This is a genomic window from Nocardia sp. NPDC059195 (assembly GCF_042754695.1).
Taxonomy (GTDB): domain Bacteria; phylum Actinomycetota; class Actinomycetes; order Mycobacteriales; family Mycobacteriaceae; genus Nocardia.
Window position 1 is genome coordinate 137,588 of record NZ_JBHZBG010000005.1, and the last position, 13,823, is coordinate 151,410.

General features: G+C 67.2%; 13 protein-coding genes and 1 tRNA gene. 4 read left to right on the forward strand and 10 right to left on the reverse strand.

Going from position 1 to position 13,823, the window contains the following annotated elements:
* The 4 genes from ACFXKN_RS09585 to ACFXKN_RS09600 form a co-directional block, all read right to left on the reverse strand.
* Positions 1 to 324 (reverse strand): ArsR/SmtB family transcription factor, encoded by a 324-nt coding sequence (locus ACFXKN_RS09585; RefSeq protein ID WP_378946898.1) that lies wholly within the window; start codon positions 322 to 324, stop codon positions 1 to 3.
* Between the two features lie 116 nt (positions 325 to 440).
* Positions 441 to 812 (reverse strand): hypothetical protein, encoded by a 372-nt coding sequence (locus ACFXKN_RS09590; RefSeq protein ID WP_378946895.1) that lies wholly within the window; start codon positions 810 to 812, stop codon positions 441 to 443.
* A 181-nt stretch (positions 813 to 993) separates the two neighbouring features.
* Positions 994 to 2,529, reverse strand: coding sequence for a Rieske 2Fe-2S domain-containing protein (locus tag ACFXKN_RS09595; protein WP_379432838.1), 1,536 nt, complete (start codon positions 2,527 to 2,529; stop codon positions 994 to 996).
* 101 nt (positions 2,530 to 2,630) lie between these two features.
* On the reverse strand, positions 2,631 to 3,530 hold the full coding sequence (locus ACFXKN_RS09600; protein ID WP_379432839.1) for a hypothetical protein: 900 nt from the start codon (positions 3,528 to 3,530) through the stop codon (positions 2,631 to 2,633).
* A 200-nt stretch (positions 3,531 to 3,730) separates the two neighbouring features.
* Here ACFXKN_RS09600 and ACFXKN_RS09605 point away from each other — a divergent pair, with 200 nt between their 5' ends.
* A complete protein-coding gene (locus ACFXKN_RS09605) occupies positions 3,731 to 4,492 on the forward strand; it encodes a lysophospholipid acyltransferase family protein (RefSeq protein WP_379432840.1) in 762 nt (253 codons plus the stop codon).
* A gap of 96 nt (positions 4,493 to 4,588) precedes the next feature.
* On the opposite strand, the gene ACFXKN_RS09610 is transcribed toward ACFXKN_RS09605, so the two are convergent.
* The gene (locus ACFXKN_RS09610; RefSeq protein WP_379432841.1) at positions 4,589 to 5,380 is read right to left on the reverse strand and encodes a helix-turn-helix domain-containing protein; all 792 of its coding nucleotides are present in this window, start codon (positions 5,378 to 5,380) and stop codon (positions 4,589 to 4,591) included.
* 85 nt (positions 5,381 to 5,465) lie between these two features.
* Between ACFXKN_RS09610 and ACFXKN_RS09615 the strand changes: the two genes are divergently transcribed.
* Entirely contained in the window at positions 5,466 to 6,314 is an 849-nt protein-coding gene (locus ACFXKN_RS09615; protein WP_379432842.1) for an NAD(P)H-binding protein, read from the forward strand.
* 56 nt (positions 6,315 to 6,370) lie between these two features.
* On the opposite strand, the gene ACFXKN_RS09620 is transcribed toward ACFXKN_RS09615, so the two are convergent.
* Complete coding sequence (locus ACFXKN_RS09620) at positions 6,371 to 6,793, reverse strand: hypothetical protein (RefSeq protein ID WP_379432843.1); 423 nt, start codon at positions 6,791 to 6,793, stop codon at positions 6,371 to 6,373.
* Between the two features lie 227 nt (positions 6,794 to 7,020).
* Between ACFXKN_RS09620 and ACFXKN_RS09625 the strand changes: the two genes are divergently transcribed.
* Positions 7,021 to 7,092: transfer RNA gene (locus ACFXKN_RS09625), tRNA-Gly, on the forward strand.
* Between the two features lie 48 nt (positions 7,093 to 7,140).
* Here the strand turns inward: ACFXKN_RS09625 and ACFXKN_RS09630 are convergent.
* Complete coding sequence (locus ACFXKN_RS09630) at positions 7,141 to 8,571, reverse strand: lipase maturation factor family protein (protein ID WP_379432844.1); 1,431 nt, start codon at positions 8,569 to 8,571, stop codon at positions 7,141 to 7,143.
* Between the two features lie 62 nt (positions 8,572 to 8,633).
* Complete coding sequence (locus ACFXKN_RS09635; RefSeq protein ID WP_378946871.1) at positions 8,634 to 9,290, reverse strand: histone deacetylase; 657 nt, start codon at positions 9,288 to 9,290, stop codon at positions 8,634 to 8,636.
* 103 nt (positions 9,291 to 9,393) lie between these two features.
* Between ACFXKN_RS09635 and ACFXKN_RS09640 the strand changes: the two genes are divergently transcribed.
* A complete protein-coding gene (locus tag ACFXKN_RS09640) occupies positions 9,394 to 10,023 on the forward strand; it encodes a DUF6636 domain-containing protein (RefSeq protein ID WP_378946868.1) in 630 nt (209 codons plus the stop codon).
* A gap of 27 nt (positions 10,024 to 10,050) precedes the next feature.
* Here the strand turns inward: ACFXKN_RS09640 and ACFXKN_RS09645 are convergent, their stop codons facing one another.
* On the reverse strand, positions 10,051 to 11,493 hold the full coding sequence (locus tag ACFXKN_RS09645; RefSeq protein ID WP_379432845.1) for an ATP-binding protein: 1,443 nt from the start codon (positions 11,491 to 11,493) through the stop codon (positions 10,051 to 10,053).
* A gap of 67 nt (positions 11,494 to 11,560) precedes the next feature.
* A complete protein-coding gene (locus ACFXKN_RS09650; protein ID WP_379432846.1) occupies positions 11,561 to 13,816 on the reverse strand; it encodes a heavy metal translocating P-type ATPase in 2,256 nt (751 codons plus the stop codon).
* Positions 13,817 to 13,823 lie beyond the last annotated feature (7 nt).

A 13,823-nucleotide genomic window follows, 5' to 3' on the forward strand; every position in this document is an offset into this window, starting at 1 on the left:
CTACGGAGCGAGCGCCTCGACCTGCACGGCGACCACACCGGTGAGGATCGCCCTGGCCACCGCGAGCAGTTCGGCGACCTGCGGCGAGGTGAGCGCATAGGTCACCGCGAGCCCTTCCCGGCGGGCGGTGACCAATCCGGCCCGGCGCAGCACCGCCAGCTGCTGGGAAAGGTTCGCCGCCTCCACGCCCACCTCGGGCAGGATCTCCGAGACCGCGTGTTCTCGCTGGCTCAACAGCTCCAGTACCCGGATACGCACGGGGTGCCCGAGGGTTTTGAAGAAGTCGGCCTTCATGTGATAGAGCGGCTGCTGTGTCCCCGGCATTCCGGCTGGCACTTCCCTTCCCCGACTTCACTTCTCGCATCGACATCGGTGGCGGGACCGGCCGAGTGCGACCGAGCCTAGTTGAAACCCCGTGCGGGAAGAGATGATACGAGCGTCTAGATTTCCAGCTGGGCGTCGATGTCGGCGAGGCGGCGGCGCGCGAGCGCGAGATTGCCGCGAGTGCGGTCCAGCGCGAGGTAGAGGAACAAGCCCTTGGCCCGGCGGGCCTGGGCGGGCCGGATCAGGTGGTACTGCTGGCCCAGGGTGATCAGCATGTCCTCGATGTTCTCTTCGAGTCCGAGCTGCTCCATGGTGCGCATCTTGGCCCGCAGCACCTCGGTATTGCCCGCGGCGGCGATCTGCAGGTCCAGATTCTTCGACCCGCCGATCGCGCCGAGCGTCATTCCGCTGGTGTAGTCGACGATGCAGGCCCCCAGCGCGCCGTCCAGCAACATCATTTCCTTCAGCGCGATATCCATGTCCGCCATGGGTTTTCCTCTCGAGTTCAGATCCCGTTGATCGTCGATCGTGAGGTTACCGAGCGCGATGGTCCCCATCGCCGGAATCGATCCGGAATTCTCCGAAGATTGGCAATTTGCAAGTTATGCAAACAGTGAAGACGAAAAAACGGCCGGTACGAAAGGCGTACCGGCCGTTCTATTTTGGGTGTCAGAGCTTGCGCGAGCGCAGCTCGTGTCCCTTGGACGTCTTGCAGCGACCCGATTCCAGGTCCCACTGCCAGCCGTGCAGGTTGCAGGTGAGGTTATTGCCTTCCACCACACCGAATGTGGAGAGGTCGGCCTTGAGGTGGGGGCAGCGGCGCTGGACTTCCCAGCCGTCGAGTTCGGTGACGGCGGAGTCGTCGTGTGCCTCGGAGAACCAGCCGTCGGCGTAGGCGATCCGCTCGTCGGTGAGGCACTTGAAGAAGGTGTAGAGGAACTCGTTGTAGCCGCCGATGCGCCATGCCTGGAAGCGGGTGGACAGGAAGATCGTGTTCACCCAGTCCGGCTCGTCGTCACGCAGCACGGTGCGCACCAGTTCCGGGGCGATCCGGAAGCCGTAGCGGTAGCGGCCTTCGCTCTCCAGCGGCGCGCGCACGGTGCGGTGCGGGAAGTCGAGAACGATGGTCTCCTCGCCGATCACCAGGCCAACCGGGTAGCCGATGCCGTCGCTGATCAGCGCGCTCTGCTTCATGATCGGCTCGAACAGCTCACGCAGCGGCTCGAGCAGCGAACCCTCGCCGATCTCCCACGATGCCTTCTCCGCGGCGAGCACCGGCGCGAAACGCTGCGCCATCTCCTCGATGTAGGCGGCCTTGTCGCCGTAGATCCGATCCGGGTCGAACGGGTGCGCGAGATCGAGCTGCTTGCCACGCACGTCGGCGACCGAACCGGGGATCATCAGGATCCCGCCTTCGTTGCCGTGGATGTTCATCTGGTCGAGGAACACCATCTGATCAGGGAAGATATTGCCTTCGTCGCCGCGATCGTCGTTGAGATAGCGCAGTTCGGCGTCGAGGAACACCGGCGGACCGGCCGAGGGCACCACCCAGGTCGCGCCGACCTGCTCGATGTAGGAGCGCGCGCGATCCATCCCGCGCTGACGCTTCTGCTTGCCGAAGTTGGCCTTGGTCCGGGCCGGGATGTCGTACACCGCCGGGTACCAGATCGCGCCCGAGTACTGCAGCAGATGGATGTCGATATCGCCGAACGCGTCGTGGATGACGTCCATATCCACCGGTCGGGCGTCGTTCATGTTGAAACAGGTGGTCTCACCGTCGGAGATGAGAATGCCGGAGTCGCCGATCGGACCGTCGGCGGGCGCGCGCAACGCCACGATCATGATGTCGACGGACCCCTTCGGCCCGGTGATCGTGTGCTTGACCGAGTCCTCGGTCTCGAAGAACTTGGTGAACCCCAGCGCCTCGAGCTCACGGCGCAGGTCGAGCACCGGGTAGTCGGGCAGCAGGATGGTCGCGTCCTTGTTGACGTACTTCGCCAGGTGCGCGGCGTCGAAGTGATCGCGGTGCAGGTGCGAGACGTACAGGTAGTCGACATCGCCGAGGGACTCCCAGTCGAGCTGAGAGTTGTCCGGGAACGGGAACCACGACGCGAAGTACGCGGGGTTGACCCAGGGATCGCACAGGATCGTCCCGGCCTCGGTTCGGATATGGAAGCCGGCATGTCCGACGCTGGTGATCTGCACGAGCTGTTTCCTCCTACCAGGATCTGATTCGCCGGATCAATGGCGAGCTACCGCCTCAGGCCCCCTGACTGCTTCGGCGTACCAGCCAACCAGGGTAGTGGCTAAATCGTTACGTCACCGATGCAATAGCCCTCAGCGGTCGCGACAACCGTGAAAGTGCGTGTCCGCGTGCCCCCCGGTGAGGTGGTCACCGGGACGTGAACTGCCAGGTAGTCGCCACGAACCTGCTCGGATCGTAGCTCCTCGCCGGTGTAGGAGGTGACATTGCCTACTTTGCCCGAGTCGCCTGTCAAGGGGGCTGCTGTGGGGTTGCCGGTGCCCTCTGGGTCCCAGTTGGCGGGCGAGGCCTTGCAGGTCAGTGGATGGTCTGCTTCGATGTCGGCCGGGTCGAGGGGTTTGCCGGTGGCGCGGGCGAGGTAGCGGCGGACGGTGTGGCGCGCGTCCGCGTCGTCGTAACCGGGCTCGACGCCCGCCGCGGACACCCGTCCGCAGGCATATCCGGACGCGACGGACTCACGGTCGACGGTGACAGCGACGGTTCGGTTACGCCAGGTCACGGTGTCGGCGGTCGCGGTGCCCGGCGCGGTGAGGGCGGCCAGCACCGACTGCGGATCGGCGTACATCTCGGCGACGGTGGCCGGTGGGATGGTCCAGCATTTCGCTTGGAGTTCGGCGGTGGTGCCGGTGGCTAGGTCGGCGGCCCAGCGGCGCACGGCGGTGACGGCGTCGGCATGCCCCGCGACTGTGCCGACCTGCGGTGCGTCGGCGGGGAGCGGGCTGGTCGGTGCCGGTTCGCCCGGTGCGATGGCCTGGGTCGCCGTAGTCGTCGGCGCGGTCGTCGTGGTCGGCGCGGCGGTGGTCGCCTCGACCGGATCTCCCGGGATGCCCGACACCGAGTCACACCCGGTGACCAGGGCCGCGGTCACGGTGAGTCCGGCAACCAGCGCGTAGGCGCGGCGCGGACGAGCCGCGGCGATCGGGGTCGACTGAGCGCGTTCCACTTCGACGTTCCTCAATTCCTAGGTCGTGGCACCCGCGGGCGATGCGGGCGGTGACTGTCGGGGCGAGCGGACTCGCCGGGTGTAGACCGGTGTGCGCGAAGCGGATTGGCTGCGCGGGCGAACGCCGCGATTCTACGGTGACCGCGCCCACCGGGCGCACCCCTGCCGACGAGGGGATCTAGGACTACGCTTGCGTAATTGTGGAACCCCTCTACTTCTCGATCATCGGCGTGGCCCGAACCCTGTTCTTCCTCGAAGGTCTGAAGTTCACCGTCAAGGGAGCGGAAAACATCCCCGCCACCGGCGGTGCCGTGCTGGCGGTCAACCACACCGGCTACATGGACTTCACCTACGCGGGTCTGCCCGTTCGCACCCCTCGTCGCTACATCAGGTTCATGGCCAAGCAGGAGGTGTTCGACAACAGCATCTCCGGCCCGATCATGCGCACCCTCAAGCACATCCCGGTCGACCGCACCGCGGGCGCCGACTCCTACCAGTCGGCGGTGCAATACCTGCGCGACGGCGAGCTGGTCGGCGTGTACCCCGAGGCCACGATCAGCCGCAGCTTCGAGATCAAGGAATTCAAGTCCGGCGCTGCCCGCATGGCGCTGGAAGCCGATGTCCCGATCATCCCGATCACCATCTGGGGCGCCCAGCGTGTCTGGACCAAGGGCTTCCCGAAGCGCCTCGGCCGCACCAACACCCCCATCTCGATCGCCGTCGGCACCCCCATCCAGCCCTACGAACCCGCCACCGACCTCACCGCACAGCTCCGCTCCACCATGCAGGAAATGCTCGCCGACCTCCAGGAATCCTACGAACACGAGCCCGGCGCCTACTGGGTCCCGAAGCGGCTCGGCGGCAGTGCCCCGTCTCTCGAGGAAGCAACTGCGCTCGACGAAGCCGAAGCCGCCGAGCGTTTCGCCCGTAAGGCCGAGAAAACCCAGGAGACCGAGGGCTGACTCCGGCAGCATTTGCACGGTGCGGATCTTCGCGGGGCGGGTTCGTGCCCGCGAAGGTCCGCCGCTGTCCCGGGCGGCCGATCGCTGAGCTCCTACTCAGCGTGGCAGCCGGCAGCGGGTCGGTGCGGGCAGCTTGCCGCGGAGGTAGGCGGCGGGTGGGACGCCCATGAGGGTGCGGAAGTCGGCGGTGAGGTGGGATTGGTCGTAGTAGCCGGTGTTCGCGGCCAGGTGCGACCACGGGCTGTTGCCCGCGTACGCCAGGACGCGGCGCAGGCGTTGGATGCGGGCGAAATGCTTGGGGGACAGGCCGATTCCCGCGGTGAACAGGTTGCGTAGCTGGCGTTCGCTGACGGCGAGGCGAGCGGTGAGTTCGGGGAGTGACGGGGCGTTGTCGGCGGTGAGCGCGGTGATCGCTTCGCGCAGCACGATCCGGTGCGCGCGATCGGTGTCGGTCTCGGAAAGGCGCTGCGGCAGTTCGTTATCCAGGTAGCCGATCGCCTGTTCGGCGGGGAGCTGGGTGAGTTCGGATGCGAAAGTTCCCAGTGGGCCGGGCAATTCGTCGAGGCGGACTGCGCGGTCGGTGAGTTCGGCCGCGGCCACACCGAGAAGTTGGCGTGTCACACCGGGTTCCAGTCGCAGTCGCACGCATCCGGCGGGCTGGTCTGGCCGCGAATAGGACGCCTTGGTCTGCGCGCCGACGACGAATGCCCTACTCCTGCCTGACTGTTCGGTGCGCAGCACCACCGTGGTCGTCGCCATGGGTGGGTGTGCGAACGGTTGCGCGAGGTCGTCGAACACCGGTGTGCTGGTGAGTTCGGTGAGCCATGGGCGCAACGATTCCGGCGTCGTCATGGGAGTCTCGAGCTGCGCCGAGGTCAGGTACCGCACCCGATCAACAGTAGGCGTCGCGGGCCGCGGTGTCCGTGCCGATTTCTCCTATATTCGCAGGCAGCGCGCGGACAATGCTCGTTGCATGATCCTGATCACCGGTGCGACAGGCACCATCGGAAGCGACATCGTTCGACAGCTGGTAGCCGAGGGCATCGCCGTCCGCGCGGCCACCCGCGACCCCCGGCAGGCCGAGTTTCCGGCCGACGTGGAGGTGGTCCGGGTGGACTACCGTGACCCGACCACCTTCGGGCCCGCGATGGCTGGGATCGAGGCCGCGTTCCTGGTCGGCATTCCCGGCCCGGACGACACCGGCACCGACGCCGCGTTGGTCGCTGCCGCGCGGGCAGCCGGGGTGCGACGCGTGGTGAAGCTGTCCGCCGTCGGTACCGGCGACCCGCGTTTGGGCGTGCCGGGTTCCTGGCATGTGCCGGGGGAACAGGCTGTGCGCGACTCGGGCCTGGAGTGGACGATCTTGCGCCCCAACACTTTCGCCTCGAACACGTTCAGCTGGATCGAACCGCTCAGCAGCGGACACCCCGTCCCGAACCTCACCGGCGACGGCAGACAGGCCGTGGTCGACCCGCGCGATGTCTCGTCGGTCGCCGTAGCGGCGCTGCGCTCCAACGACCACCACGGCCGCACCTACACCCTGACCGGCCCCGATCTGCAAACCGGCCGCGACCAAGCCGCCGTCCTCGCCGAGGTCATCGAACGGCCGATCGCCGTCACCGACATCGCCGAAGCCGACGCCCGCACCTTCATGGTCGCCGCGGGCCTTCCGCCCGCCTTCGTCGACGGCTCGCTGACCGGCCAGGCCTTCATCCGCGGCGGCCACAACGAACTGATCACCGACGACGTCGCACGCGTCCTCGGCCGCCCACCCCGCAGCTACGCCACCTGGGCCGCCGACCACCGCGCCGCCTTCGGCTGAAGTCGGCCCAGCTGACCGTGGGTCCGGCGCGTGGCGGCGCACCGGACCCGACCGGCTCAGTTCATCGTCAGCACCCACGACCCGTTGCAACCCCGGCGGGTGTTCATGTTGGCGTCATAGACCCAGTTGAACCTGATCGGCGGGTTCGTCCGCACGTTCCAGTTGCCGGACGGCGAGGTCACCACCTTGCCGTTGCGCGTGAGCACACCGACCTGGTCGTGGTTGAACTGCCACTTTCCGCCGCTGGTCGGGTAGTTCAACCGCAGCGTCACCCGACCGCCTGTGTGGTTCTGCACCACCAGGCACGACCTCGGTTCGGCCCGGTTGACCGCGTACTCCCCGAACCCGTCGTCTTCCACGTTCTCCCCGCTGTCGGTGAACTCCACCGGATCGGTGAAGTCGCCATGCGCGGGGCCTGCCCCCAGGACGGTCATCGCCGTTACCGCAACGCCTGCCGCGATCATCCCCAGAGTCTTCACGTAGTTCCTCCCGTAGTCCCTGCGGCTGCAACCGCTCTATGAAAGACCCTCTCCCGCAGCCACTTACGCAACCTTGTCGCCCGCTTAACGGCGCTCGTCACCGCCGCGTCTCACCGCGGTCGCGGTCGGTCGGTGAGCGCGGATTTCGTAGTTCGGGAGTTTCGCGCTAGAGTTCCTACTCGCACGACGAAGTCACCGGCGGTCGCCGGATCGGCCTCGGAAGGCACGCGGATGTGGCGCAGTGGTAGCGCATCACCTTGCCAAGGTGAGGGTCGCGAGTTCGAATCTCGTCATCCGCTCAACGAAAAGCTCGGCCGACACTATGTCGCGCCGGGCTTTTCTCGTTGTCAGCGACGTTTGACCTGTTCGCGCGTCAGCGGCGGCAGGAATTCGCCGACCAGGGTGCGGCGCCACCATATTCGCTCGTGGAACAGCTCGTGGGGCGTGCTGAAGTGGTATTCGTACAGGCGGGCGCGCAGGTAGTGCGGCGGTGCGTCGGGGAAGGGGCAGTGCCGCAGCAGGCGCAGCGTATCGGGGTCGTTGCGGAGCAGGCGCGCGACCAGCGGCAATGCCCACCCCCGCGCGTAGGAAGGCGATAGCGCCGCGAACCACATCAGCCAGTCCAGCCGCAGGTGGTAGGGCGCCCACTGGCGTGGGCGGTACCGGGGGTCGCCCGGTTTGCCTTTGAACTCGTATTCGCGCCACCTCGTCTCGCCGGTGAGGTGGGTGTCGTCGGTGCCCTCGATCACGATCTCCTGGCGGACCCGGGTGATACTGCCGAAGGCGCCGTAGGTGTTTACCAGGTGCAGCGGGTCGAACGAGGCATTCATCGCCTGACGTGACGAGAGCAGGTTGCTGACCGGCCCGTAGCTCAGCGCGGTGACCAGCGCGATGTAGGCGATCACCGCCCCGATGAACCACACCGGTGGCGCGGACACCGTCGGCGCCGCGGGCAGCACCGCGTAGGTCCTGGTATCGACGGCGGTGGTGGCGAGCAATAGCGTCACCCAGTTCAACCAGGCGAAATTCCCGGAGAACACCAGCCACAGCTGGGTGGCGATGATGATGGCCGCGGCCACGCTTGCCACTGGCTGCGGCGCGAACAGGCCGAACGGAACGACGAGCTGAGCGAAATGGTTGGCGGCGACCTCCACCCGGTGCAGCGGCCGGGGCAGCTGGTGGAAGAACCAGCTCAGCGGGCCGGGCATCGGCTGGGTCTCGTGGTGGTAGTACAGGCAGGTCAGGTCACGCCAGCACCGATCGCCGCGCATCTTGATCAGCCCGGCCCCGAACTCCACCCGGAACAGCAGCCAGCGCGCGGCCAGCAGCACCAGCAGCGGTGGCGCGACCGTGTCGTTGCCGAGGAAGATCGCCAGAAATCCCGCCTCGAGCAGCAGCGATTCCCAGCCGAACGAATACCACGTCTGCCCGACATTGACGATCGACAGATACAACACCCACAGCACGAACCACAGCAGCATCGATGCCCACAGCGGCACCAGATCCGCGACCCCCAGCGCGATGGCCACCGCTAGTACCGCCCCCGACCAGGCCAGGACGGCGTAGAACCGATCGGAGTAGTGCAGGTGGAACAGGCTCGGTGACCGGCGGAACGAGGTCCGGGCGAGGTAGCGCGGCACGGGCAGCATTCCCCGCTCGCCGAGCAGCGCGCGGAATTGCCGGGCGGCGGTCAGGAATGCGAGCGCGTAGACCACCGCCAGACCACGCTGGAAGATCAGCCTGCCCTGCCAGTACTCCGGTGCCGTGAACCACTCCATGCCTGTGCTCCCGGTGGTCGACGCCCCGCAACGAAGGGGTACCCGCGATCGCCCGACGAAATCTAGGGTTGCTCGAGTCCGGTGCCACCGAGCAGCGCGCCACGCAGGTCGGCCTCATCCCAGTGCCCGGCGATCCCGGGCCGCCCACGCAGGTACTCGACGACGCGATCTGGATCCCAGCCGTGTGATTCACGCAGCCCGGCGCCGATCATCGTCAGGTATCGCGCTGAGGGGCGTTGCAGAACAACGGTTTCCGGGTCCCATGGCGAGGTGAAGGTGAGGACGGGGATCCCGTCGCGCGTACCCGCGTGCACCACCGTCTCGTAGCGCCCGGGCCCGAGCCGCACCGAACCGCGGGCGAGGACCGGCGCCGGATCGAAGTCGGTCGCCGGCGTCCGGTACATCTCCTGAGCCAGCAGATCACCGAACTGACCGACGGTCAGCAGATACCCCCGCGCCGCCGCGCCGATCGGCCAGCCCGCCGCCGGACGCGCGGCATAGAACCCGACCCCACCCGTCCAGACCGGGCTCTGCCAGGCGAAATACAGGCTTCCGGGCAGGACGAGCGCGGCGACGGCGGCCGGTGCGGAGGGGTCACGGAATCCCGGATAGGTGTGGTCGGTTCCGGGCGGGGTGCCGCCCTCGCGGTAATAGGCGAACCGCTGCGCGTGCATGTTGGAGCCGTACGCGGCGTACCAGACGTGCTGAGCTGTGGTCACGGGCTCACCTCGGGTGGGTCACGGTTCATGAGCGCGGGAAACGATATCGCTCGTACTCGCGATTGTGATTCGACGGTCGGGTGGATACAGAGGGGACGAACTCATGAGATCAGCGATCATGGTGGCCGCGCTGGTGGCGCTCGCGGGAGGACTCGCGGCGTGTGACAGCTCCGGCAGCCCGGCTTCGAGCGGACCGACGGGCCCCACCCAAGCGGCCGGGACATCAGTACGCCAGAGCGACGAACCGACGGTCGTGCCCGGCCTCGACACTACGGACCCGACGCCCGCTCCCGGTCCCAGCCCGACCGGCCTGCCATCCCGCGACGACGCCACCGTCGACGCCCGCGACTATCAGCAGCGCGACAGCTTCTACTTCCAGTCGCCCACCGGCAACATCATGTGCGGGATCGTCAGCGCGACCACACTCGGTGTCGGTTGCCAGCTCGGCCACGCGAATGTCATTCCACCTCAGCTGCCCGACTGCACCGACGCCCCCGATCGCAAGGTCGCCGTGCACGTCTACGGCAGCAAAGCTGAGTTCCTGTGCACCAGCCAGGGCATCTTCGTCGGTGAATCGGTCGACGGCACGCGCAAGGGTGGCGGCAAGATCCTGAACTACGGCGACACCATCATCGCCCTCGGCGCCGCCTGCACCTCCACCCCGCAGGGCATGCGCTGCGACGCGGGCGGCCACGGCTTCACCATCTCCGCCGACGGCCAGACCCTGTTCTAAGTGGGCGTCAGTGCTCGCTGCGCGGAGTCAACTCCACGCAGCGAGCACGTCGTGCGCATCCCAGGTCACGTCGACCAGGTCAGCGCAGGACCCCTGCACACCGCCCAGCGACACCACCACCAGGGCGGATTCCTGCGGAATGAAGCCGGGAACCATACCTGCACCGCGAGTCAGGTCGGCAAGATCGTGCCGGTCGAACGCGCTTCCCAGCCATTTGATCGAACCGGCGAACGCGATCCGGTGGGCGACGGGGGAGCGGTCTGCGCCGATCAGATCGATTTCAGGATCGAACGCACGGTTCCACCAGCTCCCCACCGCGGCGACATTGTCGAACGGCAGCGAGCCCGCCAGCGCTGCCAGCTCGAGCGCCTCGCGCACGAGCGGCTCCACGGCTTTGCCGCGCCAGGTTGTCCATCGACGAGTGAACAACGCGTAAGCGGTATCCGGCCGACCGCGTCGAGTCAGCTCCTGAACGGAACGTAATGCGGCGAGATAGAGCCGCAGGTTGCTGTCTGCAACTCGATACAGCGCTGGCTTTCCCGATTTGATGGAAAGCGGAACATCCATGGCGAGGACGCGCTTCTCGGTGGTCAGCCGGTGCAACAAGGGCGATAACGTACCGGAAGGCAGCGCGCCACTACGACTTCCGGCTGCCGCCGCAATGGTGGCATTCGTTCGCTCGCCACTGCCGACCGCTTCGAGAACGCGCCGGGAGTGGTCGGGCGCCGGAAATTCGGCGAGCAGAGTCGATTCGGGCACGCTGAACAATGGCGCGGCCGGATCGTCGCACTCGCGTCGCACGAAGTCCAGCGGTGCCATTCCCTGCGGCCAGCTTCGCAGGATGCCGGGCAGTCCGCCGGTGATCAGGTGAGCGTCGATACCTGCCGCGGCGTCGAGGCCGAGCGACTGGCCGACCTCGGCGGGGTTCAGTGGGCCGAGGACGAGATTGTCGGCACGGCCGTAAAATGGCCGGTCGTATGCGGTGAGGCGCTCCATCATGTGGATATCGCTGCCGAGCAGCAGCAGTAATACGGGTCGTTGCTGCAGCAACCGATCCCATGCTGTCTGCAGTGCCCCGTCGAAGATCTCGTCCTGTTCGGTGAGCCAGGGAACTTCGTCGATGACGACGACGGTCGGCTCATCGCCGATCGCCTGGGCGAGCACTCGGAACGCATCCGGCCAGCTGCTGATGCTCTCGGGCACTGCTTCCGCCTCGCGGGCAATCCCTGACCTGCGGAGTTCCGAGAGGAAAGCCGGAAGCGAGTCGTTGACCGACATTCCCTTGGTGGCGGCGAAATAGAAGTACCGAACGTTCGCCCGATCGCAGAACTCCTGCACCAGCCGCGACTTTCCGACCTGCCTGCGACCGCGCAGTGCGACCGCGATGCCTCGCCCTGATTCGATGATCCGATCGAGGCGGGTCCTCAGCAGGCTGAGCTCGGTACCACGACCGACGAACCCGGAAGCCACAAGCCCTCCAAAAAGTAGAGGTGATCTACGTAGATTCAGTCTACATAGATCACCTCTACTCGATTGGCTACTGCGCCGTCGACTTGAACCGACGCAACCGCAGGCTGTTGCTCACCACGAAGACCGAGCTGAACGCCATGGCGGCGCCGGCCAGCATCGGGTTGAGCAGACCTGCCATGGCCAGCGGGATGGCGGCCACGTTGTAGGCGAAGGCCCAGAACAGGTTGCCCTTGATCGTGGCCAGGGTGCGCCGCGACAGGCGGATCGCGTCGGCGGCGGCGCGGAGGTCGCCGCGGACGAGAGTGAGGTCGCTGGCCTCGATGGCGACGTCGGTGCCGGTGCCCATGGACAGGCCGAGGTCGGCCTGGGCCAGGGCGGCCGCGTCGTTCACGCCGTCACCGACCATCGCGACGACCTTGCCCTCGGCCTGCAGCCGCTTGACGGTGTCGACCTTGTCCTGCGGCAGCACCTCGGCGATAACGTTGTCGATGCCGACCTCGTCGCCGATGGTGCGGGCCGCGCGGGCATTGTCACCGGTGAGCAGGATCGGGGTCAGGCCGAGTGCGCGGAACTGGGCGATGGCTTGGGCCGAGGTCGGTTTCACCGCGTCGGCGACCACGAGCACGCCGCGCGCCTTGCCGTCCCAGCCGATGGCCACCGCGGTCTTACCCGCCGATTCCGCTTCCGCCATCGCGGTTTCCAGCTTCTCGTCGAGCGGCTGTGACCAGTCGGCCAGCAGTCGCGCCCGGCCGACGATCACCGCGTGCCCGTCGACCACACCCTGCACGCCGAGGCCCTCGACATTCGCGAAACCCTCCACCGGCAGCAGCGTGCCGGACTTGTCCCGCGCACCCTTCGCGATCGCCTGCGCGATCGGGTGCTCCGACGAATCCTCCAGCGCACCAGCCAGTTCGAGAACCCGAGCATCCAGTTCACCCTCGGCCGGGATCACCTCGAGCAGCGTCATCTTGCCGGTGGTGACGGTACCGGTCTTGTCCAGCACGATGGTGTCGACCTTGCGGGTCGATTCCAGCACCTCGGGGCCCTTGATCAGGATGCCGAGCTGCGCGCCGCGTCCGGTGCCGACCATCAGCGCGGTCGGGGTGGCCAGGCCGAGGGCGCAGGGGCAGGCGATGATCAGCACCGCGACGCCCGCGGTGAAGGCCGCGGCGATGGAACCGCCTGTGCCGAGCCAGAATCCGAGCGTGGCAACGGCGAGCGCGATGACGATCGGGACGAAGATGCCGGAGATCCTGTCGGCCAGCCGCTGGGCCTGCGCCTTGCCGGTCTGCGCGTCTTCGACCAGCTGTGCCATCTGGGCGAGCTGGGTATCGGCGCCGATCCTGGTGGCGCGCACCACGAGTCGGCCGCCGACGTTCACGGTGGCACCGGTGACCGCGTCGTCGACGCCGACCTCCACCGGCACCGACTCACCGGTCAGCATGGACGCGTCGACTGCCGACGTGCCCTCGGTGATCACACCATCGGTAGCGATCTTCTCGCCGGGACGAACGATGAACTCGTCGCCGACGACCAACTGCTCCACCGGAATTCGAGTCTCGACTCCGTCGCGTACCACCGCGACTTCCTTGGCACCCAGCTCGAGCAGCGCCCGCAACGCGGCGCCTGCCCGTCGCTTCGACCGTGCCTCGAAATACCGCCCGGCCAGGATGAACGTGGTTACGCCCGCCGCGGCTTCGAGGTAGATGCTGCCCGTGCCGTCCATCCGCGCGATGGTCAATTCGAACGGGTGCTTCATCCCCGGCGTGCCCGCCGTGCCCCAGAACAGCGCGAACAGCGACCAGCCGAACGCGGCGAGGGTGCCGATCGACACGAGCGTGTCCATGGTCGCCGTGCCGTGCTTGAGGTTGGTCCACGCCGCCTTGTGGAACGGCAGCGCGCCCCAGATCACGACCGGTGCCGCCAGCGTCAGCGAGAGCCACTGCCAGTTGGTGAACTGCAGTGCCGGGATCATCGCCATCGCGATCACCGGAACGGTGAGCACCAGCGAGACCAGCAGACGGGTGCGCAGCGAGGCCGTGGGGTCGGATTCCGCGGGGGCGTCCGCGGCAGGCTCGGCCTGCTTCGGCGCGGGCAGTGCCGCGGTGTAGCCGGCTTGCTCGACGGTGGCGATGAGTTCCTCGGGGGAGACGTCACCGGTGAAGTCGACGCGCGCCTTCTCGGTGGCGTAGTTGACCGTGGCGGTGACCCCGTCGAGCTTGTTGAGCTTCTTCTCGATCCGGTTCGCGCAGGAAGCGCAGGTCATGCCACCGATCATCAGTTCTACCTGGCCGGTGCCCGGTGGGTGTGTCACGGTGGTCATGGGCTGC

Bases quoted from the DNA above. Each gene is read 5' to 3' on its own strand.
- ACFXKN_RS09585 (WP_378946898.1), bottom strand. From the start codon at position 324: ATGCCGGGGACACAGCAGCCGCTCTATCACATGAAGGCCGACTTCTTC.
- ACFXKN_RS09590 (WP_378946895.1), bottom strand. From the start codon at position 812: ATGGCGGACATGGATATCGCGCTGAAGGAAATGATGTTGCTGGACGGC.
- ACFXKN_RS09615 (WP_379432842.1), top strand. From the start codon at position 5,466: ATGATCCTGATCACCGGTGCGACAGGCACCATCGGAAGCGACATCGTT.
- ACFXKN_RS09630 (WP_379432844.1), bottom strand. From the start codon at position 8,571: ATGGAGTGGTTCACGGCACCGGAGTACTGGCAGGGCAGGCTGATCTTC.
- ACFXKN_RS09640 (WP_378946868.1), top strand. From the start codon at position 9,394: ATGAGATCAGCGATCATGGTGGCCGCGCTGGTGGCGCTCGCGGGAGGA.
- ACFXKN_RS09650 (WP_379432846.1), bottom strand. From the start codon at position 13,816: ATGACCACCGTGACACACCCACCGGGCACCGGCCAGGTAGAACTGATG.